At 35.4% G+C, this 24,890-nt stretch carries 19 protein-coding genes; 15 read left to right on the top strand and 4 right to left on the bottom strand.

Going from position 1 to position 24,890, the window contains the following annotated elements; translation table 11 throughout:
- Positions 1–75: 75 nt before the first annotated feature.
- Complete coding sequence (locus ACFS6I_RS15245; protein WP_132771815.1) at positions 76–1,197, top strand: sensor protein KdpD; 1,122 nt, start codon at positions 76–78, stop codon at positions 1,195–1,197.
- A complete protein-coding gene (locus ACFS6I_RS15240) occupies positions 1,197–2,945 on the top strand; it encodes a HAMP domain-containing sensor histidine kinase (RefSeq protein WP_380921868.1) in 1,749 nt (582 codons plus the stop codon). The genes ACFS6I_RS15245 and ACFS6I_RS15240 overlap by 1 nt, the downstream gene beginning before the upstream one ends.
- An 802-nt stretch (positions 2,946–3,747) precedes the next feature.
- Here the strand turns inward: ACFS6I_RS15240 and ACFS6I_RS15235 are convergent.
- The gene (locus ACFS6I_RS15235; protein WP_380921866.1) at positions 3,748–4,953 is read right to left on the bottom strand and encodes a pyridoxal phosphate-dependent aminotransferase; all 1,206 of its coding nucleotides are present in this window, start codon (positions 4,951–4,953) and stop codon (positions 3,748–3,750) included.
- A gap of 339 nt (positions 4,954–5,292) precedes the next feature.
- On the opposite strand from ACFS6I_RS15235, the gene ACFS6I_RS15230 reads away from it, so the two are divergent.
- The 4 genes from ACFS6I_RS15230 to ACFS6I_RS15215 all read left to right on the top strand — a co-directional run bounded on the left by ACFS6I_RS15230 (position 5,293) and on the right by ACFS6I_RS15215 (position 9,653).
- Positions 5,293–6,270, top strand: a complete 978-nt coding sequence (locus ACFS6I_RS15230) for a cation diffusion facilitator family transporter (RefSeq protein ID WP_132773763.1) — start codon at positions 5,293–5,295, stop codon at positions 6,268–6,270.
- 104 nt (positions 6,271–6,374) lie between these two features.
- Positions 6,375–8,165, top strand: a complete 1,791-nt coding sequence (lepA, locus tag ACFS6I_RS15225) for a translation elongation factor 4 (protein ID WP_380921864.1) — start codon at positions 6,375–6,377, stop codon at positions 8,163–8,165.
- A 28-nt stretch (positions 8,166–8,193) separates the two neighbouring features.
- Positions 8,194–9,081, top strand: coding sequence for a bifunctional 5,10-methylenetetrahydrofolate dehydrogenase/5,10-methenyltetrahydrofolate cyclohydrolase (locus ACFS6I_RS15220; RefSeq protein WP_132773762.1), 888 nt, complete (start codon positions 8,194–8,196; stop codon positions 9,079–9,081).
- Positions 9,082–9,131: 50 nt separating this feature from the next.
- Positions 9,132–9,653: a hypothetical protein gene (locus ACFS6I_RS15215; protein WP_380921861.1), complete on the top strand. Its 522-nt coding sequence runs from the start codon at positions 9,132–9,134 to the stop codon at positions 9,651–9,653.
- 69 nt (positions 9,654–9,722) lie between these two features.
- Here ACFS6I_RS15215 and hisD read toward each other — a convergent pair whose 3' ends face one another.
- Together hisD and hisG are read right to left on the bottom strand one after the other, a co-directional pair.
- On the bottom strand, positions 9,723–11,012 hold the full coding sequence (hisD, locus tag ACFS6I_RS15210) for a histidinol dehydrogenase (protein ID WP_132843211.1): 1,290 nt from the start codon (positions 11,010–11,012) through the stop codon (positions 9,723–9,725).
- A gap of 35 nt (positions 11,013–11,047) precedes the next feature.
- Positions 11,048–11,899 carry an ATP phosphoribosyltransferase gene (gene hisG / locus ACFS6I_RS15205; protein WP_380921859.1) on the bottom strand — a complete coding sequence of 284 codons (852 nt, stop codon included), beginning with the start codon at positions 11,897–11,899 and terminating at the stop codon, positions 11,048–11,050.
- A 478-nt stretch (positions 11,900–12,377) separates the two neighbouring features.
- Here hisG and ACFS6I_RS15200 point away from each other — a divergent pair, with 478 nt between their 5' ends.
- The 3 genes from ACFS6I_RS15200 (at position 12,378) to ACFS6I_RS15190 (ending at position 16,193) form a co-directional block, all read left to right on the top strand.
- The gene (locus ACFS6I_RS15200; RefSeq protein WP_183915322.1) at positions 12,378–13,667 is read left to right on the top strand and encodes a Gfo/Idh/MocA family protein; all 1,290 of its coding nucleotides are present in this window, start codon (positions 12,378–12,380) and stop codon (positions 13,665–13,667) included.
- Positions 13,668–13,669: 2 nt separating this feature from the next.
- Positions 13,670–14,743 (top strand): Gfo/Idh/MocA family oxidoreductase, encoded by a 1,074-nt coding sequence (locus ACFS6I_RS15195; RefSeq protein WP_021191524.1) that lies wholly within the window; start codon positions 13,670–13,672, stop codon positions 14,741–14,743.
- 199 nt (positions 14,744–14,942) lie between these two features.
- A complete protein-coding gene (locus ACFS6I_RS15190; RefSeq protein ID WP_380921856.1) occupies positions 14,943–16,193 on the top strand; it encodes a hypothetical protein in 1,251 nt (416 codons plus the stop codon).
- Positions 16,194–16,270: 77 nt separating this feature from the next.
- Here the strand turns inward: ACFS6I_RS15190 and ACFS6I_RS15185 are convergent, their stop codons facing one another.
- The gene (locus ACFS6I_RS15185) at positions 16,271–16,894 is read right to left on the bottom strand and encodes a 7-carboxy-7-deazaguanine synthase QueE (protein WP_021191521.1); all 624 of its coding nucleotides are present in this window, start codon (positions 16,892–16,894) and stop codon (positions 16,271–16,273) included.
- A 449-nt stretch (positions 16,895–17,343) separates the two neighbouring features.
- Here ACFS6I_RS15185 and thrS point away from each other — a divergent pair, with 449 nt between their 5' ends.
- The 6 genes from thrS (at position 17,344) to nhaA (ending at position 24,768) form a co-directional block, all read left to right on the top strand.
- Positions 17,344–19,269, top strand: coding sequence for a threonine--tRNA ligase (gene thrS, locus ACFS6I_RS15180; RefSeq protein ID WP_380921854.1), 1,926 nt, complete (start codon positions 17,344–17,346; stop codon positions 19,267–19,269).
- Positions 19,270–19,281: 12 nt separating this feature from the next.
- Entirely contained in the window at positions 19,282–19,845 is a 564-nt protein-coding gene (gene infC / locus ACFS6I_RS15175) for a translation initiation factor IF-3 (protein ID WP_021191520.1), read from the top strand.
- A 40-nt stretch (positions 19,846–19,885) separates the two neighbouring features.
- Entirely contained in the window at positions 19,886–20,086 is a 201-nt protein-coding gene (gene rpmI / locus ACFS6I_RS15170) for a 50S ribosomal protein L35 (RefSeq protein ID WP_021191519.1), read from the top strand.
- A 97-nt stretch (positions 20,087–20,183) separates the two neighbouring features.
- Positions 20,184–20,528 (top strand): 50S ribosomal protein L20, encoded by a 345-nt coding sequence (rplT, locus tag ACFS6I_RS15165; protein ID WP_021191518.1) that lies wholly within the window; start codon positions 20,184–20,186, stop codon positions 20,526–20,528.
- Between the two features lie 180 nt (positions 20,529–20,708).
- The gene (locus ACFS6I_RS15160; protein ID WP_380921851.1) at positions 20,709–22,994 is read left to right on the top strand and encodes a tetratricopeptide repeat protein; all 2,286 of its coding nucleotides are present in this window, start codon (positions 20,709–20,711) and stop codon (positions 22,992–22,994) included.
- A gap of 595 nt (positions 22,995–23,589) precedes the next feature.
- On the top strand, positions 23,590–24,768 hold the full coding sequence (gene nhaA / locus ACFS6I_RS15155) for a Na+/H+ antiporter NhaA (protein ID WP_380921849.1): 1,179 nt from the start codon (positions 23,590–23,592) through the stop codon (positions 24,766–24,768).
- Positions 24,769–24,890: the final 122 nt, after the last annotated feature.

The following is a 24,890-nucleotide window of genomic DNA, read 5'->3' as shown; positions in this document are numbered from 1 at the left end:
AAATTATTATTTCTCTTGTTGTTTTATACTGGTTTATAAAATAACAAGAGAGCTAATAACATGATCTACACTTATATGGAAGAAAGAAAAGATGCGGAACATTTCTTAGGGCTGATAAAAAAATCTAGGAAAGGAAAATTTAAACTGTATATCGGTATGAGCGCTGGTGTAGGGAAGACTTATCGTATGCTACAAGAGGCACATATGCTTCTACATAGTGGGGTAGATATTAAAATAGGTTATATTGAAACTCATAATAGAAAAGAAACACATGCATTATTGGATGGTATTCCGTTGATAACCAGACGTAAACTTTTTTATAAGGGAAAAGAGCTTGAAGAATTGGATGTTCAGGCGGTTATTAACATACATCCTGAAATTGTCATAATTGATGAACTTGCTCATAGTAATATTGAAGGAAGTGTCAATGCTAAGCGTTGGCAGGATGTTGTCGATATATTGGATGCAGGTATCAGTGTGATCAGCGCAGTCAATATTCAGCACATTGAAAGTCTGCATGATGAGATTAAGAATATAACAGGTGTTGATGTACAGGAACGTATACCCGATAGTGTGCTGGGATTGGCCGATGAGGTCGTTAATATTGATTTAACAGCTGAAGAGTTGATAAATAGATTGAAAGATGGTAAAATTTATGATGCTGCTAAGATAGAAATGGCATTAGCAAATTTTTTTAATAGTGATCATATTTTGCAATTACGTGAACTGGCTTTAAAAGAAGTTGCTTCACAGGTGCAAAGGAAAGTTGAGACGGAGGTTATTCATCATAAATATATGAAGAAGGAGCAATTTCTAGCTTGTGTAAGTTCAAATGAGAAGACTGCTACGATCGTAATTCGTAAGACTGCAAGGTTAGCAAACTATTATAATAGTAAATGGTTTGTTCTCTATGTACAAACGCCTAAAGAAAGTGTTTCTAAAATAGCGCTGGATAAACAGCGACATTTGATTAATAATTTTAAATTAGCAACAGAATTGGGCGCCGAGATTATAAAGGTTAATCATAGCAAGATCGCTACAGCCATTATTGAGCAATGTGAAGCAAAACAGATAACGACAGTTTGTATAGGTAAGCCACATTTGGGATTAATCAAAATCATTTGGGCAACAAATACTTTTAATAAACTTCTGACGAAGCTTTCAAACGAAAAAATTGATCTTATAATTCTTTCATAATGCGTATAAAGACAAAATTAACTTTTGGTGTTGGGTCACTTTTTCTGATGATTGTACTATTGGTTGTGGTAAGTGGCTGGTATGTCAATCAGTTGAAAAGGGATACCAATAATATTCTCGTTGCCAATTATAATACTTTGCAATATGCCCGCAATATGCTGTTGGCATTGGAAGAATATGATGTTGATCCAGTAGCGTTACATGATTTTAAGGAAAATCTAGAGAAACAAAAGCATAATGTTACTGAAATCGGAGAGGTGCAGGCTACAAAGATGGTCGAAAAACATTTCTATCAGTTTACTGAAAATAAAGCGGATGTTACGCTGCTTTCCAAAATAAGAAAAGACATTACTGAATTGATGCGTCTCAATATGGAAGCCATAGAACGTAAAAGTGATATTGCTTCTGTAACTGCAGAAAAAGCCATTGCTGTCATTTCCATTACCGGAACATTGTGTTTTCTGATTGCTTTTGTTCTGATCGTTAACCTGCCATCAAATATTGCAAATCCTATTAAAGAATTGACAGAAAGCATTAAGCAGATTGCAAATGAAAACTATAAAAAACGAATACATTATGATAAACGTAATGAATTTGGAGAGCTTGCAAATTCTTTTAATACAATGGCTGAAAAACTAGAAGAATATGCCGAAAGTAAATTGGATAAAATATTAAAAGGGAAAAAACGAATAGATACTCTTATTAATAACATGCATGATCCTGTAATTGGGATTGATGAACAGAAGGTGGTATTATTCGCGAATGAAGAAGCTTTGAAAATTTCTGGTTTACAAAATGAACAGCTAATTGGAAAGCAAATACAGGATGTAGCGGTGACAAATGATCTGATACGTGATTTTATCAAAGATATTTTTCAGGATCAGAAACAACGAGAAGCTACTCTTCTTAAGATTTATGCAAATGGTAAAGAAAGTTATTTTGAGAAGGAAATTGTCGATATCAATATTGTACCGACGGGAGAATTAGATTCTCAATTTATAGGACAGGTCATCATGTTGCGTAATATTACCCAGTTTAAAGAAATGGATTTCGCTAAAACGAATTTTATAGCAACCATATCGCATGAACTTAAAACACCGATTGCCTCCATAAAGATGGGGTTACAACTTTTAGAAAATAAACAAATTGGTGTACTCAATGAAGATCAAAATAATCTTGTTCAAAGTATCCGCGAGGATACCGGGAGGTTGTTGAAAATTACAGGTGAGCTTTTGAATATGACGCAGGTTGAAAGTGGGACCATTCAGTTAAATGTAGCACCGACCAATGTGAGCGAACTCATAGAATATGCTATACGGGCAACAAAAGCGATGGCAGAACAAAAACATATAGAATTGCAATTGCAAATGGAAAATAACCTACCAGATGTGCTCGCTGATAATGAAAAAACAGCCTGGGTATTGACCAACTTACTTTCAAATGCAGTACGTTATTCCTATGAAAATGCTATCATTGGGATCTCTATTGGATCTAGTGAGGATAAAGTGAAATTTGCAATTAAAGATGCTGGACAAGGTATAGAAGATCGGTATAAGGATAAAATATTTGAACGGTATTTTCGAATTCCGGGAACAAAAAAAGAAGGTACAGGTTTGGGTTTGAGTATCAGTAAAGAGTTTATCGAAGCACAGGGGGGGACTATAACTGTTGATAGTGAATATGGTTCAGGAAGTACTTTTTCTTTTACATTGAATCGTATTGATACCAATAATTTAAAAAAAAACTAGTGTCTGTAGCAAGACTTGAGATTGAGAAAATCTAATATGTTTTTCATTCCATAATTTTCGCTTTGAGATTTGGAAAGGCCACAATAGGGTAAAGGTCCCTGTGTGCTTGGCAGTTTTAACAAGTGGTGTTGCGCATTCATTTTGCTTAAAGGTATGATAGCAATGCGCGATGGCTCATTGATTTATCACTCTGGTCAATGTATATACCAATTTAGCCGTTTGTCTTTGTGTTTTAGGTAAACCATTTTGCGTTGCAGCGGTGTAGTAATTCGCCATGTCCAATTGATTCATCACACTGGCCAATGTATATTGAAATTTGGCCGTTTGTCTTTATTCTTACGGTAGTTCATTTTACGCTATTGCTTATTATTAACTCTGAATGGCTTATAGGTATTCCTACGTAACATGCTTTTAGAGAAATATTATTTTACTATTAAGTTAGTTGAGTTTACTGGCGAGTAAAATTCTGATATTGTTTAGCCTTTTGTTTAAATTAAAAGAGCTTTTCGTACAGAATCGATGCACTTAGGGAAAGTCTGATTTTTAGTTGAATTTATTGAACATCATATTGGGGAGCTTATTTTGTATTCGGAATTGACGTAAAACCCATACAACAGCTTTGATATGCCGTATGCCGAAATAAAATTAGCAGAAGGATTTATGAATACGCCATACCGCGGCAAGATAAATCATATCTGTTCCCTTGCCATGTTACGTAGCAAATTGGGCTAATCTGAGTATATAACAAAAGAAGAGACTATCTTTAAAGACAGCCTCTTCTTTTGTTATGGGTTATAAAAGTTTATGCTAATTTGCCTAATGCTTCTTTGATACGTCTTAAAGCTTCTACTAAGCTTTCATCCGATGCAGCATAGGACAGACGGATGTATTTATCATTTCCAAATGAATCACCACCAACTGTTGCAACATGACCCACATTCAATAGATAAAGTGCTAAGTCAGATGAGTTGTTGATTACATTTCCATTCTCATCTTTTTTTCCAAAGAAAGAACTGATTTCTGGGAAGAAATAGAAAGCGCCTTCAGGTAAGTTTGTTTTAACTCCTGGAATTGCGGATAATAGATCATAAACCAGTTGACGACGACGAGCAAATGCCTCTTTCATTTTATTCACTGATGCTAATCCTTGCTCATAAGCAACGATTCCTGCACGTTGTGATATCGAACATGTTCCCGATGTCGTTTGTCCTTGTAATTTATCATTTGCAGCAGCGATCTCTTTATTACAAGCAATATAACCTAATCTCCAGCCGGTCATTGCAAATGCTTTGGAGAAACCATTAATGATAATCACACGGTCCTTGACGCTATCAAATTGAGCGATAGATTCATGTTTGTCTACAAAATTGATATGTTCATAGATTTCATCTGATAAGATAAATACCTGTGGATGTTTTTCAAATACTTTTGCCAAAGCAGCTAACTCATCTTTACTATACACCGTACCTGTAGGGTTATTTGGTGATGAGAACATGAACAATTTAGTTTTAGGCGTGATAGCGGCCTCAAGTTGCTCAGGAGTAATTTTAAAGTTATTATCGATTTCAGTATTGATAAAAACCGATTTTCCTTCAGCTAAAACAACCATTTCTGAATAAGAAACCCAGTATGGGGTGGGTATTACAACTTCATCACCAGGATTAACAAGTGTTAAAATAACATTTGATAAAGACTGTTTTGCACCTGTAGAAACTACGATTTGAGAGATGTCATAATCAAGATTATTTTCAATCTTCAATTTATTCACAATAGCCTGACGTAATTCTGGGTATCCCGGAACTGGCGAGTAACGTGTCCAATTTTCGTCTAAAGCTACCTTAGCAGCTTCTTTAACGTGGTCAGGAGTATTGAAATCTGGTTCGCCAACACTTAAGCTGATAACATTAACGCCTTTTGAGGCTAATTCGCGACCAAGCTTAGTCATTTTAAGCGTAGCCGACTCGGATAAGTTGTTTATCCTATCTGATAAATATGATTGTGTGCTCATGGTAAGACAAAGATATTATTTAGAATGCAAATAATACTTTAATTTCTTGAAAAAAGACAAACGATTGCTTCTTTTTTACTGAAAATATGTAAAATTATTAAGATTTTGATTGCTTTGGAGTAACAGCTATTCTAATCTTTCATCTCGTATATTACCGATGTTACCATCTCAGAAATTTACTATAAATTTTATAATGATAATTCAGCTTAGCATTGATCACCATTTCATTTGTTAGTCTGTATAGACGTAAAAGAGTATGATAAAAGATTAGTAGTTTCAAACTAAAAAGGAAATCGTAGCGTTATATGACTACCTTTGTCGCGAAAATAAAGTAATATTATGTCTAAGCAAAAAAGATTAGTTCTTCTATCCCTTTTGACAGGGCTAGGATTGATGATCATCAAATTTGTCGCGTATTTCCTTACTGCTTCCAATGCTATTTTCACCGATGCTGCGGAAAGTATTGTCAATGTCATTGCCTCAAGTTTTGCTTTCTATAGTATTTATTTAGCCGCTCAACCTAAAGATAACAATCATCCGTATGGCCATGGAAAAGTTGAATTCTTTTCTGTTTTCTTGGAAGGGGGACTTATTTTTATAGCCGGATCAATCATACTGGTAAAGGGATTTTACAATATCTTTTTCCCATCTACATTATCAAATTTGGAAGAAGGGATCGGTTTAGTTTCTGTTACGGCCCTGATTAATTTTATAATTGGATTCTACATTATGAAAAGAGGGCGAGCATTGGGTTCTCTTACATTGGAAGCCGACGGTAAACATCTACAAGTTGATGCCTATAGTACAATAGGCCTAGTAGTCGGTCTTATTCTTATGAAATTAACAGGCTTAAAGTGGATCGATATTGCTATTTCTTTTGTCTTGGGCACTTTTATTTTATATAATGGGTATAAATTGTTACGGCAGTCAGTGGGTGGACTTATGGATGAGTCCGATGTAGATCTTGTAAAAGAAGTCGTTCAAGTTTTGCAGGAAAACCGTCATACAGATTGGATTGATATACACAATCTGCGCGTGCAACGATATGGCAATGAATTGCATGTAGATTGTCACTTGACACTTCCAAATTATTATTCTTTAATTAAAGTACACGATGAAATCTCGATTTTAGATAAAATCGTTAATACCAAAATGTCTGTTGAAACGGAGTTTTTTATTCACGCAGATCCATGCCTCCCTGAATGTTGCAGCTACTGTCAGGTAAAAGACTGTCCGATACGATCGCAAGAGTTTACAGTTGAGATTGAATGGCAAGTCGAAAACGTCACAGCAAATCGAAAACATTTTTTATCTTAATCGATAAATCATGAAATTATGTGCATAAATAGGGGACAGCTTAGCTTAAATGTCTGTCAAAAAAAGTATCTTTGCTTTTTAGAAACGATTTTTAAAAATCCTATATGAAGCAAATACGTAATTTCTGTATCATCGCACACATTGATCACGGTAAAAGTACATTAGCCGATCGATTATTGGAGTATACCAACACCATTACACAACGTGAAGCGCAGGCACAATTACTAGATAATATGGATTTGGAACGTGAACGTGGTATTACCATTAAGAGTCACGCTATCCAAATGAACTATATACAAGACGGAGTGGAGTATATCTTAAATTTAATTGATACTCCCGGACACGTCGATTTTTCTTACGAAGTATCACGTTCTATTGCTGCCTGTGAAGGAGCTTTGTTAATTGTAGATGCTTCTCAAGGTATACAAGCACAAACGATCTCCAATCTTTATTTAGCATTAGAGCATGATTTAGAGATTATTCCAATTTTGAATAAGATGGATCTTCCTGGTGCTATGCCAGAGGAAGTGAAAGACCAGATCATTGATTTAATTGGTGGTAACCGAGAAGATATTATTCCAGCATCTGGTAAAACAGGCCTTGGGATTCCTGATATTTTAAAAGCCATTGTAGCGCGGGTTCCAGCACCAGTGGGAGATCCAAATGCGCCATTGCAAGCCTTAATCTTCGATTCAGTTTATAACTCTTTCCGTGGTATCATGGCTTATTTCAAAGTTGAAAATGGCGAGATCCGTAAAGGTGATAAAGTGAAATTTGTTGCTACAGGAAAAGAATATTCTGCGGATGAGATTGGAACTTTGAAATTAAATCAAGTTGCTAAAGATGTCGTTAGAACAGGAGATGTTGGATACATCATCTCCGGGATTAAGGAAGCACGTGAAGTAAAAGTTGGCGATACAATCACTCATAAGGAAAGACCTTGTGATGGTGCTATTCAAGGATTTGAAGAAGTAAAACCAATGGTTTTTGCCGGAATATATCCTGTTGATACAGAAGATTACGAAGAGTTACGTGAATCTATGCACCGTTTGCAATTGAATGATGCATCTTTAGTGTTTGAACCAGAGTCTTCAGCAGCGCTAGGTTTTGGATTCCGTTGTGGATTCTTAGGAATGCTTCACATGGAGATTATCCAAGAGCGTCTTGAGCGTGAGTTTGATATGACTGTTATCACAACTGTTCCTAACGTTTCTTACAAAGCGTATTTAACAAAAGATAAGGAAGAAGTTCAGGTTCATAACCCATCCGATTTACCAGATCCAAGTAAATTAGATGCTATTGAGGAACCTTATATTAAAGCAAATATCATTACTAAATCTGATTTCGTAGGACCAATTATGTCTTTATGTATCCAAAAACGTGGTGCAATCATTAATCAGTCATATTTAACTTCAGACCGTGTTGAATTGGTATTTGAGATGCCAATGGGTGAAATTGTATTTGATTTTTATGATAAGTTAAAAACGATTTCCAAGGGCTATGCTTCTTTTGATTATACCCAGATAGGTTATCGTCAATCGGATTTGGTCCGTTTGGATATCCGTTTAAATGATGAACCTGTAGATGCATTGTCATCTCTAATTCACAGAAGTAATGCGTATGACTTTGGTAAGAAAATTTGTGAAAAATTAAAAGAATTACTACCTCGCCAGCAGTTTGAAATTCGTATCCAAGCATCTATTGGAATGAAAATTATTGCCCGTGAGACAATTTCTGCTTTACGTAAAGATGTAACAGCAAAATGTTATGGCGGTGATATTTCTCGTAAGCGTAAGCTTTTGGAAAAGCAGAAAAAAGGTAAAAAACGAATGCGTCAAGTAGGTAACGTTGAAATACCGCAATCGGCATTTATGGCGGTACTGAAATTAGATTAGAAACTTAAAAAATCCTATTCCTATAAAAATGAATTTATTAGACGGTAAACTCGTATCAGCTAAAATCAAAGAAGATATCAAAAAAGATACAGCTGATTTTACAGCGCAAGCTGGACGTAAACCTCATTTAGTGGCTATCCTAGTTGGAAACGACGGAGGTAGTGAAACTTATGTGGCGAGTAAAATGCGTAATTGTGAATTGGTAGGTTTTGAATCTACTAATATTCGTTACGATGTTGATGTGACTGAAGAACAATTGATCGCGAAAATTCAAGAAATAAATGCGGATGCAAATATTGACGGTTTGATCGTGCAGTTGCCACTTCCAAAGCATATCGATCCCGATAAAATAACTGAAGCAATAGATTACCGAAAAGATGTAGATGGTTTTCATCCCATCAATTTGGGCAGAATGCAACGAAATCTTCCTTGCTTTATCCCAGCAACACCTTATGGTATTATGTTGATGCTGGATCATTATAAAATTGAAACTGCAGGTAAACATGCTGTGGTGGTAGGTAGAAGTAATATCGTTGGTTCACCAATGAGTATTCTTTTAGCACGAAACTCTAATCCAGGTAACTGTACAGTTACTTTAACACATAGTCGTACAAAAGACCTTAAAACAGAAGTTTTACGTGCGGATATTATTGTTGCTGCAATTGGGAAGAAAAACTTTGTTACTGCAGATATGGTGAAGGATGGCGCAGTTGTAATTGATGTAGGTATTAATAGAGAAGACTCAACAGAAACAAAATCTGGCTTTAAATTATATGGAGATGTAGATTTTGAGCAAGTCGCTCCTAAAGCTTCATGGATAACTCCTGTACCTGGAGGAGTGGGCTTGATGACGATTGTAGGATTACTTAAGAATACACTAGAAGCGGCAAAAGGCACAATTTATCCTAAAGCATAATTGGCATAAATATTGTTTGGTTAAATCTGTTAACCAAAAAAATATACGAAATGAAAAAAGTTGCATTTTTAGCATTATTCGCAGGAGTTTCATTAACTTTTGCGGCTTGTAATAACACGCCAAAAGAAGATAAAAATAGTGATGGAGAAGTCACAGTCGGAGAAAAGTTAGATAATTCTCTTGATAGTTTAGATAAACATGCGGACATTGCTGCAGCTGATGCGAAAGCTAAATATGAGCAAGCTCAAAAAGATCTAGATGCTGCAATAGCAAAAGGAGATAAGAAAGCTGAAGAAGCTGCACGTAAAACGGTAGATGAAACAAAAACTGCTTGGGAAAAAATTACTTCAGGTACTGCTAAAGTAGCGGGAGATGTTGAAGAAGGTGTTAAGGATGCCGCTCATGCAACTGGTCATGCTATCGATAAAGCCGCCGAAGCGACTGCTAAAGCTGGAAAATCTGCAGTTGAAGGCACTAAAGATGCTGCCAAAGCTGTAGGTGAAGGAACCAAAGATGCCGCTAAAGCTGTTGGTGACAAAGCTAAAAAAGTTGGTGAAGCATTGAAAAACTAAATCGAAATAAGATTTTAATAAAAAAGCCTTTCAGAATTTCTGAAAGGCTTTTCTTTTAATTTGAAATTTTTAATTTTCTTTTCGAATGGTAACAGCATTCTTATGTGCATGAAGTCCCTCTAATTCTGCTAAGATCTCCACAGTAGAACCAATATTAAGTAGTCCTTCCGGACTTATATGTTGGAAAGTAATCTTTTTTACAAATGAATCTACAGATACACCTGAATAGGATCTTGCATATCCTGATGTGGGTAAAGTATGGTTTGTTCCAGAAGCATAATCTCCCGCACTTTCAGGCGTTAAGTGTCCTAAAAAGACAGAACCTGCATTTAAAATAAGACGAACAAGACGTTCCCATTGATCGGTTTCTAGGATCAGATGTTCTGGTGCATAATAATTACTAAACGCCAGTGCCTCATTTAAATCAGTTGCTAACACCGCATAGGAGTTCTCGATTGCTTTGCTTGCTAATTCAAAACGGGGTAAAATAGCAAGTTGCTTTTCTAATTCAAGATTTACAGCTTCAATAATATCTTTGGAAGTTGCTACCAGTACAGCCTGACTGTCCGCACCATGTTCAGCTTGAGCTAATAGATCTGCAGCTACATAAGCAGGTGTGGCAGTTTCATCAGCAATTACTAAAACTTCAGATGGACCAGCAGGCATGTCGATACTTACATTGGCCATACCTTGAACAATGCTTTTTGCTTTTGTCACAAATTGATTGCCAGGTCCAAATATTTTATCAACTTTAGGGATCGTTTCCGATCCAAAAGCCATTGCCGCTATAGCTTGAGCACCACCGACAAGGTAAATGCGTTCGATTTTTAATAATTTGAGACAATAGGCTACGAAACCGTTTATTTTTCCACTTTTTTGGGGAGGAGAACAAACAATGATTTCTTTACATCCCGCAATTCGTGCTGGTACACCTAACATTAATAGTGTACTTGGTAGAACAGCGGAGCCTCCCGGTATATAAAGACCCACTTTTTCAATAGGGCGGATCTCCCGCCAGCATTTTACACCTATCGTGGTCTCTACAACTCGCTCACGCTTTACTTGTGAAGAGTGGAATTTATGAATATTCTGGAACGCAATTTCTAAAGCCCTTTGTTGTTCGCGATTAATCGTTGATGCCAGTGCATCAATATCGTTAGCATCAAGGTAAAGTTTTTCTAATTCAACTTTGTCAAATTGTTGTGCATAGCTAATCAAAGCTTTATCACCATTTTGACGAACTTCTTGTATAATATCTAAGACAGTATCTTGGATAGCATGCGAAGGATCAGTATTACGCGTTGTTAATTCCTGCAATTCAATGGGATTTAACTGAGCATATTCAAAAGTTTTAAGCATGATGAATTTTATTTTAAGCGCAGTGCGCTTATTAACTACATAATAATTTTTTCGATCGGCATGACCACAATTCCTTGGGCACCTGCAGACTTTAGCTTGTTGATCTTACCCCAGAAATCATCTTCTGAAATAACGGTATGAACGGCAACCCAACCTTCTTCTGCTAAAGGAACAACAGTCGGTGATTTTACACCATGTAAAAGACCTGTTATAGTAGGTAAATTAACTTTCTCAACATTCAGAACAACGTACTTAGTTTCTTTTGCCATTAACACCGACTGGATTCGCTGTAAAAGTTCTGCTAAGATTTCGTTATCCTCCAATCCTGGACGACCGATAAGAACTGCTTCAGATTTACGGACATCGGCAAACTGTTTTAATCCATTATTTTTAAGAGTTCCGCCCGTAGAGACAATATCACATATAGCGTCGCTCAAACCTAAGCCAGGGGCAATTTCAACAGATCCGGATATCATCTGAATATCTGCCTCGATGCGGTATTCATCTAAAAATTTCTTTAAAATAACAGGATAAGAAGTTGCAATAGATTTTCCATTAAGATCTCTTAAATCTTTAATATCACTATCTTTTTGAACCGCTAGTTTTAAAGTACATTTTCCAAAACCGAGACGTTGTAGATAATTAACTTCAGATTCAGTTTCATCAATGACATTTTCACCAACTATTCCGAGATCAGCAATTCCTTGCTCTACATATCCTGGAATATCATCATCACGAAGGAAAAGAATTTCAAGAGGGAAATTGGAAACGGTTGTTATTAAAGAACTTTTATAATTTTCGAAGTCGAGACCACAGTTTTTAAGTAATTGAACTGATTTTTCGTTTAATCTACCCGATTTTTGGATAGCAATTTTAAGATTTTTCAAAGCTTTATAATGTTAGCTGTAAATTATTAATAAATAGAAATCAAACACAAGGGAAAAAATGCTTCACGTAGAAACACACTTATTACATATCGCCGCAATGGCGATGATGCATATGAAAGTGATGTCCGTGAGCAAAAATCATGTTTGTATTAATAATGTGTCAAAAATAGTATTTTGTTAATAGAAATCAAATTTAAATAGCTATTAATTGATAAAAATAAAATAGAGATAGCGTAAATATGACATTTCTGCATTGAAATTAAACATATTTTACCTTACTAAAATATTTAATAAGCGATAGAAATTACGTTAAAGTATGCTTCAAGCTTCTTTTTGCGTGATGTTGTTATGATGCACAACATTATTACATTTGGAAGCTATTTATACTTTTTTAGTATAAAATTTAATATTAATTTTAAATTCTCGATGTCTGTAAGAAGAATAGGGACTTGTACAATCGAAAATAATAAGCTAAAATATGAATTTAGAAAATCTAAATCGCCGTTCTTTTCTAAAGAAAACAAATACCGTAGTTCTGGGGACTGCTCTGGCTGCATCAAGCCTTAATTTGTATGCAAACAGTGCTCCAAAGAAAATTAAGATCGGACTTGTAGGCTGTGGCGGTAGGGGGACAGGGGCCGCTTCTCAAGCATTGCGCGCAGATCCAAATGTCGTCATTACCGCTGTTGCAGATATCTTCCAAGATCAAGTAGACCTATGTTTAGATTCATTGAGACAGATATCAAATGATCAAGTAAAGGTCGATAGCAAAAACATCTTTTTAGGATTTTTAGGATTTCAAAAATTGATGAATACCGATGTGGATGTGGTTTTACTTTGTTCTCCACCAAACTTTAGACCAGATCATTTGGAAGAGGCCGTCAAAAAAGGAAAACACATCTTTTGCGAAAAACCTGTTGCAGTAGATATTCCAAACTTGAAAAGAGTTTTTGAAAGCGTAAAGATTGCTAAAGAAAAGAATCTCTGTTTGGTGAGTGGTTTCTGTTTTCGGTATGCAACACCAAACCGTGAAATCTTTCAAAGGATAAAACAAGGTGATATTGGTGATATACAATCTGTTTCTACTTTTAGATTTGGAGGAGAGTTAAGTCATAAGGAAAGACAGTCCGGTTGGTCAGATTTAGAATATCAGTTGCGTAATTGGTTCTATTTCCAAAGATATTCTGGCGATCTTATTGTCGAGCAAGCTATACATAGTGTTGATATGATGTCTTGGGCATTAGGAGATATTGTTCCTAAGACTATTATTGCAACTGGAGGAAGACAGTCCCGAGAGTTGGATAAATTCGGCAACGTTTATGATCATATGTCTATTGAATTTGATTATGGCAATGGATTAAAGGCCTTTCATTCTTGTCGTCAACAAAATGGAACTGATTCCCGAAATTCAGTGGACGTCATAGGAAAGAACGGTCGTGCAAACTTAAATATTCCTTCAAACTTCGAGATTTATGGTGACAAAGCGTGGAAGTTTACTGGACGGAACAATAATATGTATCAAACCCAGCATGATGAACTTTTCGCAGCCATCCGTGATAAAAAAGTGATTAACGATGGACCACACCTTGCGAATAGTACCCTACTTGCAATTTGGTCTCGAACGGCCGCTTATACGGGGAAAGCGATTACGTATGATCAGATTATGCAATCGACAGAAGTTTTAGGCCCTACTTCATTAGAATATGATTGGAAAATGCAAGCTGATAATCGCGGGATTCCTCAGCCGGGAAAAACACCATTTGTTTAGGTATGGACGTAGGAATTAAGATATTAGTAGTCGGGTGTGGTAATATGGGAGCATCTCATGCCCGCGCCTATCATGACTTACCGGGTTTTGAAATTGTTGGGCTGGTATCCAGGGGAGAAAGTAAAAGTAGATTGAATAAATCGCTTCAGGCAGCTTATCCGGAATTTGATGATTTTGAAGAGGCGTTACTGCAAACAAAACCAAATGCAGTCTGTATTTCAACCTATCCCGATACGCATGAAAATTATGCAATCAGATCTTTTGAGGCAGGAGCACATGTTTTTCTTGAAAAACCTTTAGCGGATACAGTACTAGGCGCTCAAAATGTTATCGATGCAGCAATAAAGTATAATAAAAAATTGGTGGTAGGATATATTTTACGATATCACCCTTCATGGAAAAAGTTTATCGCAATTAGCCGTAAGATGGGAACACCTTTGGTCATGCGTATGAATCTCAATCAGCAGAGTCATGGTTATATGTGGGATGTACACCGCAATTTAATGAATAGTTTAAGTCCAATAGTAGATTGTGGTGTTCATTATATTGATGTGATGTGTCAAATGACAGACGCTAAGCCTGTTCGAGTTTCCGCTATCGGAGCTCGATTGACAAATGATATACCCGAAACGAATTATAATTATGGACAGCTTCAGTTACATTTTGATGATGGCTCTGTAGGATGGTATGAAGCAGGATGGGGACCTATGGTCAGTCAAACTGCTTTTTTTGTTAAAGATGTGTTTGGCCCTAAAGGGGCGGTATCTATTGTGCCAAATCATGCTGTCAGAGAAGGAGTGTCGGATTCGGTGGAAGCACATACCAAAACAGAATCAATTCGTGTACATCATGCTGATATTGATGTAAATAATGAATTTTTAAAAGCGGATGAATGGATTCATTTAGAAGACGAACCTACACATCAAGATCTTTGTAATAGAGAACAGTTGTTTTTTCAAAAAGCAATTGTAGAGGATTTGGATTTAAAGAAGCAATCGGAAGATGCTTTGAATAGTTTACGTATTGCTTTTGCATGTGACCAAGCTGTGAAAACCAAAAGTATAATAACGTTGTAAAGAACTTTTAATAGAGAAATAATGGTTTTAGGCATGTTATTTTGTAATAGGGCAATTAGCAGAACAGCATATGTAAACCATGGTTCACTATTTTATTTAAAACAATAAAATGTGGAGAAATAAAGTAAATTAATTTTAATTGTGAAAGATAGATCGTTTTGGTCTATCTTTTGTTGTTTAGGAGCTATATTTGTAATGTATGAAAAAATTGGTTCATGTTGTATTTCTTACTATACTGTTATCCCATTCTGCTACAGCTCAGGATAACCTATGGCAGATGAAATTGAGTTTTAAAGGACAGATCGCTGTGGAAGAATTAGAAAAGTCTGTGCCTGAATTTGCGTTAGATTTCTATGAGCCATTTTTAAAAGGAGGAACTACTGCTCAGGAGGTTATGATTTTTACCTCACCTACGAAGATTAAATCAGTTGATAATCTAGGGCACGTTCTGATTGCAGATCGGACTAAAAAACAGGAATATTCATTTACAAAAGGTGATGATCTACTTTCACAGGATGTGCTGTCTTCAGATTATCCCTTATTGAAGAATCCGACTGATCCAAAAGATGCTTATCTTATCTTGGAAAACGGGGCCGAAAAAGAAACCATCAACGGTGTTTCCTGTATAAAAGCATTGTTGAAAGTTGTTGACCCTTATTTAGGTGAAGTTGCAATGACAATTTGGTATGCTCCGGATCTACCGAGTTATTATCTAAGTAGTTTACCCTTTTTGATTAATGTACCAGGAGCAGTTTTGAAATTAAATGATCAGGTGCATAATTCTTTAGGTTTTGAAGTCTCAGCTTTGACTAAGCTAAGTGACTTAAAGGAATTTGAATTACCTCATGAGGTTAAAATTGTTAAGCTTTCAGAAAATGAAGGTAGTAACTTAGATGATGCAAGTGTTTTTCAAGATGCATTTGAACTTAAAGCACCTTTAAAATGGTTTTCACAGCAGAATGCCGCATATGGTGATGAGCATTTGTTTGGGGTTAAAAAAGCGGATGGAACAATTGTGGAGCCTGCAAATTTTTATTCAATCGATGTATTGAATAAACAAAGAGCAATAGTTTCTGATAGTAGTAGTTTGTTTTGGATTATTGATGATGAAGCAAAAAAGATAAATCATGTAGGTTTTGAAGTGCTTTATGCTGTTAATGATGAGAACATGGTGTATGCAATAGAAGATCGATATGGTATCATTAATGCTTCAGGAGTCTCACTTATTGGAGGCTTAAGCAATATCAGCAACTTTGTAGGATCATATTTGCTATTTTCTGAAAACAATAAGCAAGGTTTATTGGATTTTAATGGGAAGATTGTTCTGAAACCTACTTTAGATTTTATTGATACTGATGAGCAAGGTAATATTCTGGTTAAGGATTTGAAGATTAGTTCCGAAGTACAACAATATTCACTACCAGATTTTCAGGAGAAGTACTTGAAATAGAGTCGAAAAAATATTCATTCAAAAATAAAGGCGATCATTGATCGCCTTTATGCTTTATTATTAATCCCAAATTTAGATTAAGGGATGTTCAAATATTTATGTGTTTGAAGTGAAATATTCCATTTAGGATTATCTTTGACATGATCAATGATCAGTGGGGTCATTTCAGGATATTTGGACCATTCAGGTTGCAAATATAATTTACAGTCGTTGTTTACTAATTTAGAATGTTCTTCAGCCCATTCAAAATCACTTTTATTAAAAACAATGACTTTTAATTCACCGGCAGCTTCTAAAACATCTTTTCTTGGAGCTTTAAATTTCTTTGGAGAAAGACAGATCCAATCCCATTCGCCACTTAGTGGATAGGCACCAGATGTCTCTATAAAAGTTTGAATTCCAGCTGCGTGAAGACCTCTTGTTAAGTAATCCAAATTGTAGATTAAAGGTTCTCCTCCAGTGATGACAACTGTCTTTGCAGGATATTTTTTTGCATTTTCAATAATCTGATCAGCAGAAGTAAGCGGGTGTAAAGTGGCATCCCAGCTTTCTTTAACATCACACCAGTGACACCCCACATCACATCCTCCCAATCGAATAAAATATGCAGCTTTTCCTGTGTGAAATCCCTCTCCCTGAATTGTATAGAACTCTTCCATCAACGGAAGTAAAGTGCCGTCTTCTGGAACTTGATGTGACATAGTAATGAATTTAAGATTGCAAAAATAATAAAAAAGATTGTGATATCGGGATTGTTTTCAATTCATTACTTTTAGATTAGATAGTCAAATCACTTGACGATCTTATTTGTCGCAGACAGGATTCTATATATCTCCATGTTTATCATTAGCGAATATTTCATCATGAGCTGTTAGTTCAGCTTTTCTATGATGAATATTCCTATGTTATGTTTGCATTATGATGTGCTATCTTCCAATTGAAGGGTAGAACTAAAATGTGTCGATCAATGATGGGAGTGCAATAAAGACTTAAAAGTACAATTATGGATTATTTTCAGTATATTTGATGGATAATAGGTCTAGGAATAGATTTAATTTATTAAGCCTTATTGATAATTAACAATTTAGTATGTTGTGTATCTGTAAGGTGTTGTTTTATAAATAATTACTAAAAATAATCATATTTGTTGATGATTAAAATTACATTACCTGATGGTTCCGTTCGTGAGTACGAAAAAGGAACATCAGCTGCTCAAGTAGCATTGTCAATCTCGGAAGGTTTAGCTAGAAATGTGTTAGCCGCCGAAGTGAATGGAGAGATTTGGGACTCATCTCGTCCTATTGAAGAAGATTCTGCAGTAAAGTTGTTGACCTGGAATGATACAAATGGTAAATCTACCTTTTGGCATTCTTCTGCGCATCTATTAGCAGAGGCATTAGAAGATCTTTACCCAGGTATCAAGTTTGGTATAGGTCCCGCGATTGAGACGGGTTTCTATTATGACGTTGATTTTGGAGATCGTGAATTCTCATCTGATGATTTTAAGCAAATTGAAGATAAGATGCTAGAACTAGCAAAACGTAAAGAAATTTTCGAACGTAAAGCTGTTTCTAAAGCTGATGCTATTGCATATTTTACTGAAAAAGGAGACGAATATAAATTAGATCTGATTAAAGATCTGGAAGATGGAAAGATTACATTCTATACACAGGGAGAATTTACCGATCTATGTCGTGGACCACATATTCCTAATACGGGATTTATCAAAGCAATCAAATTAACAAATGTTGCCGGTGCATACTGGAGAGGTGATGAGTCTCGTAAACAATTGACTCGTATTTATGGGGTAACGTTTCCAAAAGCTTCTGAATTAACAGAATATTTGAAGTTCATTGAAGAAGCAAAAAAGCGTGATCATCGTAAATTAGGTAAGGAATTAGAGTTGTTTGCTTTTTCAGAGAAAGTAGGAGCAGGATTACCATTGTGGTTGCCGAAAGGAGCAGCTTTGCGTCAAAAATTACAAGATTTTTTACAAAGGGCTCAGTTAAAATCAGGTTATGAACCCGTGATGACACCTCATATTGGTAATAAACAATTGTACGTAACTTCTGGGCACTATGATAAATATGGCGAAGATTCATTCCAGCCGATAAGAACTCCAGTTGAAGACGAAGAGTTTTTCTTGAAGCCGATGAACTGTCCACATCACTGTGAGATTTATAAAACAAAGCCACGCTCTTATAAAGATCTTCCTGTACGTTTTGCAGAATTTGGTACGGTTTACCGCTACGAACAATCTGGAGAATTACATGGTTTGACACGTGTAAGAGGGTTTACACAAGATGATGCACATTTATTCTGTCGCCCAGATCAGGTTAAGGAAGAATTTAAAAAAGTGATTGACTTGGTGTTGTATGTTTTCAAAGCATTAGGTTTTGAAGAGTATACTGCACAGATTTCATTAAGAGATCCAGAAAATCGTACCAAATATATTGGTACCGATGAAAATTGGGCTCTTGCAGAAAGTGCAATTATCGAGGCCGCTGCAGAAAAAGAATTATCGACTGTCGTGGAATATGGCGAGGCAGCTTTCTATGGACCTAAACTGGATTTTATGGTGAAGGATGCTTTGGGACGTAGATGGCAGCTAGGTACTATTCAAGTGGATTATAATTTACCTGAGCGCTTCGAACTGGAGTATACAGGTTCTGATAATGCAAAGCATAGACCAGTGATGATTCATAGAGCACCATTTGGTTCTATGGAACGTTTTATTGCTGTATTGATCGAACATTGTGCTGGCGAATTTCCATTATGGCTTGCCCCAGAACAATTTATCATCTTGCCAGTGTCAGAAAAATATGAAGAATATGCGAAAAACCTTTTAGAATCGCTAAATAATTCCGATATTCGCGGACTGATAGACTTGCGTGATGAAAAAGTGGGTCGCAAAATCAGAGATGCAGAGGTGAAAAAACTGCCTTATATGTTGATTGTAGGGGAGAAAGAGGCTGAGAGTGGCACGATTTCTGTGCGTAAACATGGTTCAGTAGACATGGGATCCATGACTGCTGACGAATTTAGAGAAGTATTAATTAAAGAAATAACCGTTTAAATATTTAAACATTTGGCATTAAAAAGACCAGGTGGTCCTAGACCACCAATGAGGAAGAAAGAACCAGATCACCGCATTAATGAACTAATCCGTGTGCCTGAGGTACGTTTGGTAGGTGACAATGTGGAAACAGGAGTATATCCTACACGTAAAGCTTTAGAGCTTGCAGATGAATTGGAACTTGATTTAGTTGAGATTTCGCCAAATGCTGTTCCGCCGGTTTGTAAAATTATCGACTACAGTAAATTTGTTTACGAGCAAAAGAAGAAACAAAAAGAAATCAAAGCTAATGCAAAACAAACTGTTATTAAGGAAATCCGTTTCGGACCTAATACCAGTGAACATGATTTTGACTTCAAATTGAAACATGCGATCAAATTTCTTGAAAGCGGTGAGAAAGTTCGTGCTTACGTACACTTTAAAGGCCGTGCAATTGTACACAAAGAACAAGGAGAGATCCTGTTATTGCGTTTTGCACAAGCGTTAGAAGAAGTAGGTAAAGTAGAATTATTACCGAAATTAGAAGGAAAACGTATGTTTTTAACTTTGGCGCCTAAATTGGTAGCTAAAAAATAATAAAAAAATTCTAACAGATTGATATAAAATTTAAAGTATTATGCCAAAAGTAAAAACCAATTCCAGCGCTAAAAAACGTTTTAAGCTTACTGGAACAGGTAAAATCGCAAGAAAAAACGCTTTCAAAAGCCACATCTTGACAAAAAAGAGCACAAAACGTAAACGTAACTTAACAACAACAAGTTATGTATCTGATGGCGATATGGGCAACGTTAAACGTATGCTTGCTATCGGTAAATAAGTTTTATTCGATTTAATTAATAATAATTTTTTAACCGGGTACAGGGTTGTAAGATCATTGAGAAACATGACGCCTTTTACCAAATAATTTTAAAAATATGCCACGTTCGGTTAACGCAGTTGCTTCGAGAAGAAGACGTAAAAAAATCCTTAAATTAGCGAAAGGCTATTATGGATCACGTAGCAAAGTATATACTATTGCTAAAAATACAGTAGAAAAAGGTTTACAGTACGCTTACCGCGACCGTAAAACCAAAAAACGCGAGTTTAGAGCTTTATGGATTCAACGTATTAACGCTGGAGCCCGTCAACAAGGATTATCTTATTCAGTGTTGATTGGTAAATTAAACGCTAAAAATATTGGTTTAAACCGTAAGGTTTTAGCTGATTTAGCTTTAAACAACCCAGATGCTTTCAAAGCAGTTATTGACGCAGTAAAATAGAGTTTTAACCCTGAGTCAATTTGTTAGATATTGGAAAGGAACCCATCAGGGTTCCTTTTTTGTTGTTACAGACTTTCGATTATTTATCGTTTTAATAATGAGCTCTTTTAAGCTTTATTTTTTTTAACTTTTTTGAAGTTTGGAATATATTTTTATTTTTATATAAAAGAGCCGTAGTTTATGAAGTTTCAAGATTTAGTTAATTTGTATGAGGAAGGAAGATATGAGGATTGTTTGTCCGAATTAGAAGTTTTTCTGGTACTGAATCCTCAAGATATCCCCACACTTATTTTAAAAGCTACTGTACTTAAAGAACTTGATTTTCAAAATTCAGAAGAAGATAGTAAGGAATTATTATTAGAAGATTTTCAGGAAGTTATTACAATTTATAAATCTATTCTTGAAATAGAGCCCAATAATGAGGCCGCTCTTTTTGGTTTGTTGGAAACAACACGATTCTTTTATAAAGATCTAGATTACGATGAGTATGCATCGTATATAGATAGGTTGAGTATTCATGAAGATGAACTGGAGAACGTATGCCGTTTTAAAGCTGATTTAAATTATTTGCATGAAAAGTTTAATGAATCTATAGGTAACATTAATGAATTACTATCTATTTATGAAGTGCTATACGCCCATGATCGTATTAGTAAATGTGCTTTGCTAACAGAGAGTTTACTCTTTAAAGCAATGATACTCCGTGAAAATTTAAATCAACATCAACAAGCCTTAGCTGAATTTAAAAAATACAAACATGATATTCTTTCCAATAATGTATTGCTTTACCTAGATATAGGACAGCTTGCAATGGAGTATCATGATTATGACATGATCGGTTGGGCCGGTACTAAGGCTGTGTTGTATGGAAATGAAGATCCTGAACTTGACGCAGAGATATTTAAGTTTTATGAACAGGTAATCGATCTATTAAATGGTGGCTTAGAAAACAAGCAATGTATTTACTTTGCAATTATGGTCCAACGTAATTTTCGTGAAGAACTGGGATTGGACTTATCCGATCCTCTCATCGAAGCAAAACGTTATATAGATCTTAATCCTGATTGGTTTGTACCCTATCACTTTGCCGGAACTTATATTCTTGAAGGTGGTAACTATGAAGAAGCTTTACCCTATCTGGTAAAAGCTGTCGAATTAGGTGGTTTTTCAGTTACTATATACCGTTATATACTCACTTATTACGAAGTTCATAAACAATTGCCCGTTGTATTAAATTGGCCGGAAGATGGACCTATTGACTATTTTAATTCCGGTTGCGAATTTTCGGAATTCGAAAATTCAATTGGCTCACCAATACTCGATATGGCCTTATTGAATTATCGCTTACAGTTTTTTGAAAGAGCATACCTCGCATTTAAAGCTTATTTCCACGAAAATAAATTTGAAGCGAATTACTTCATTAACCATCAGCTCATGTCCATGTGCTGTAATAATTATGCATTAGCACTGAGCAGTAAACGAAAATACGATGAAGTGATTGAGATCTGTAAAGAAGGACTGACATATAGTAGATTCTGGGAGCTGTATAATACCATGGCAGATGCCTATTTTGAAAAAAATGAATTTGAAGATGCACTAATCAATTATCATGAATTATTGGATGATAGTTTTAAAGAATTTGATTTACCAAACTACCTTCGAATTTCAGCTTATGTAACGAAATGCGAATTTAAGCTCGGGTATATTAAGGAAGCTGAAGAGCGTTTAAAAACAATTTCTCGGGAATATGATGAATTGATTCAATCTTCAGAATATGCTGAATACGATGAGGAAGATTTATTTGTTACGCGTCAGGCCTATATGGAAATTCAAAATGCTCGTTTTGATTTAATCAATCATCGTGGAGATTCTGAAACGTTAAAGGATTGGCAGAAAGAGCTGGAAAGCAAACCTGATGATGCTTCAAATTGGTACATGTTAATGCAAAACTATTTCCAATTGGAACAATATGAACAATGTATCGCCTGTGCTAATAATTATGAAGCGACAAAACCCATACAGGAGATGGCATTAATTGATTATCGCAAGTTACATTACCTCAGAGGGAAGTCGTACTTTTTAACTGCAAACTATACAGCAGCATTGCAGGATTTATTGGTGGCGTATAGCTCTACAAAAGCAACATTGGAAGAAGAGGAATCACATGGTGATTTTTATTTAATACTGCTTCATTTAATCCGTACTTATTTTCATTTAAATGACTGGAACAATGTTATTCGAATTGCTCAAGAGTCTGACGAAATGTATAAAAGTCAGAATTGGGAAGAAGATGATGATTGGTGCGAAATGTTGTTGATGTCTGCCGAAGCTTCATTTGAATTGAATGATACAGAAAGCGGCAAACAAAAAATACAAAATATTCTAAAGTTTTTTCCGAAGCATGAAAAGGCATTAGAGAAAAAGAAAGAATGGAGCTCCGGCTGGTTTAGCTGGTTGAAAAAATAAAGATTTTATCTCCTGAATAGTTAATTTGACCATTGCTTATGTATGGTATGGATCAGCCAAAATACACGCTGTTTAATTAGCATCCTTCATAGGTTCATTAAAAACAAGGTATTTAAAATCTATTATTGGTATAATATGAAGGGACTGATGGCTTACATTGGTCCTTTTTATTTTATGAATGTATAAGATAAAAAAAAACACGCTTTAAGCGTGCGACAAATTGTTTATCAATGTAGGTTAATCTTCACCCGATAATAAATCATCTCCATCAAATGTAAATTCGATTACATCCGTGTAGCTTTCTAATGTTTGTACTTCAAAATCTTTAATCATCTTTCTGTTTTTTATTTATTATAAAGATAAACATCGTTTTTAATCTCTGCGTAAAATGTATGTGAAGTTTTTGTTAAGTGTTTTGTGAAGTTGATTTTGTTAACATTGAAAGTTTTTTTCATTCTAAAACCATGATTATTGAGGCAAAAACACCTGTTATTATAAAAGAAAAACTTATCTTAGTAGAATTACATAGTTAAAGTTCCACAGTCATTTTGGAGCTTGTATATTTCCTTATTGATCACTAAATGAAACAGTCTTCATGTCAAAATTAATTAATCTAAAAATTTTCAAGCAGTTTTTACAGTCAAGTAATATTGGCGGTATTCTGTTATTTATCTGCGTTATTCTTTCTTTAATAGTAGCCAATAGTCCCTTAGCAGATTCATTCAGTACCCTATTAAATACAACTGTAGGTTTTGAAACAGATCATATTCAGTTAAATTATTCAGTACTGCTTTGGATTAACGATGGCTTGATGGCAATATTTTTCCTTTTGGTAGGTTTGGAGATCAAGCGTGAATTGGTAGAGGGCGAGTTATCTTCTCCAAAGAAAGCATTATTACCCATATTGGCTGCTGTGGGTGGAGCTATTTTACCAGCTCTTATTTATTTGTATATTAATAAAGGGTTACCAACTGAGCATGGTTGGGGTATCCCTATGGCTACAGATATTGCTTTCGCCTTAGCCGTGATCACTTTATTGGGCAATCGGGTTCCGGCAAGTCTAAAAATCTTTTTAGCGGCTTTAGCAATTGTTGATGACTTGTTGGCTATTTTAGTTATTGCACTGTTTTATAGCAGCGATCTGCATTATAATTATTTATTCATTGCATTAGGAATTTTTGCTTTCTTATTGTTGCTTAATTTTTTTGGAGTAAAAAAAATATGGGCCTATTTGATACCAGGAGTATTTATCTGGTATTTTATTCATCATTCAGGTATACATGCCACAATAGCAGGGGTATTGGTAGCACTATCGTTGCCGACAAATGCCACAGACGATGAATCACCGTTAGAAAAATTAGAACATATACTCACTTCTCCCGTCAATTTTATCATTATCCCTTTATTTGCAATCGCAAATACCAATATTACTATACAAAGTGAAATGGTGCACGGATTGACCACTGCTTTGGGTATTGGTATAATAGGCGGTTTAGTCGTTGGAAAATCTGTAGGAATATTAGGGATATCTTTCATTGCTACGAAATTAAAGTTATGTACGTTGCCTGAGGGTGCAAATTGGAAACATATTTTTGGAGTAGGTTTACTAGGCGGTATAGGCTTTACGATGTCTATCTTTGTATCTATATTAGCTTTTACTGATCCCATGCTTATTGAAGAAGCAAAATTTGCAGTACTCATCGGATCTTTATTTTCAGGAGCAATCGGTTATTTATTTTTAGCAAGTATTGGTGGTAAAAAGAAAGTCGCATAATTAAATAAGGTAACATGATAAAAAGGCAGTCCTAATTTTTAGGACTGCTTTTTTATGCTTGTCCCGTCCTGAAATAAGTTGACATCTAACTCAGCTTATTATGAAAAAAGAACTAAAGAACA

The sequence above is a fragment of the Sphingobacterium anhuiense genome (genome assembly GCF_042686355.1).
GTDB classification, from domain to species: Bacteria; Bacteroidota; Bacteroidia; order Sphingobacteriales; family Sphingobacteriaceae; genus Sphingobacterium; species Sphingobacterium anhuiense.
The sequence above is the reverse complement of the archived record's forward strand: the minus strand, read 5'-3'. Positions and strand labels throughout refer to the sequence as shown.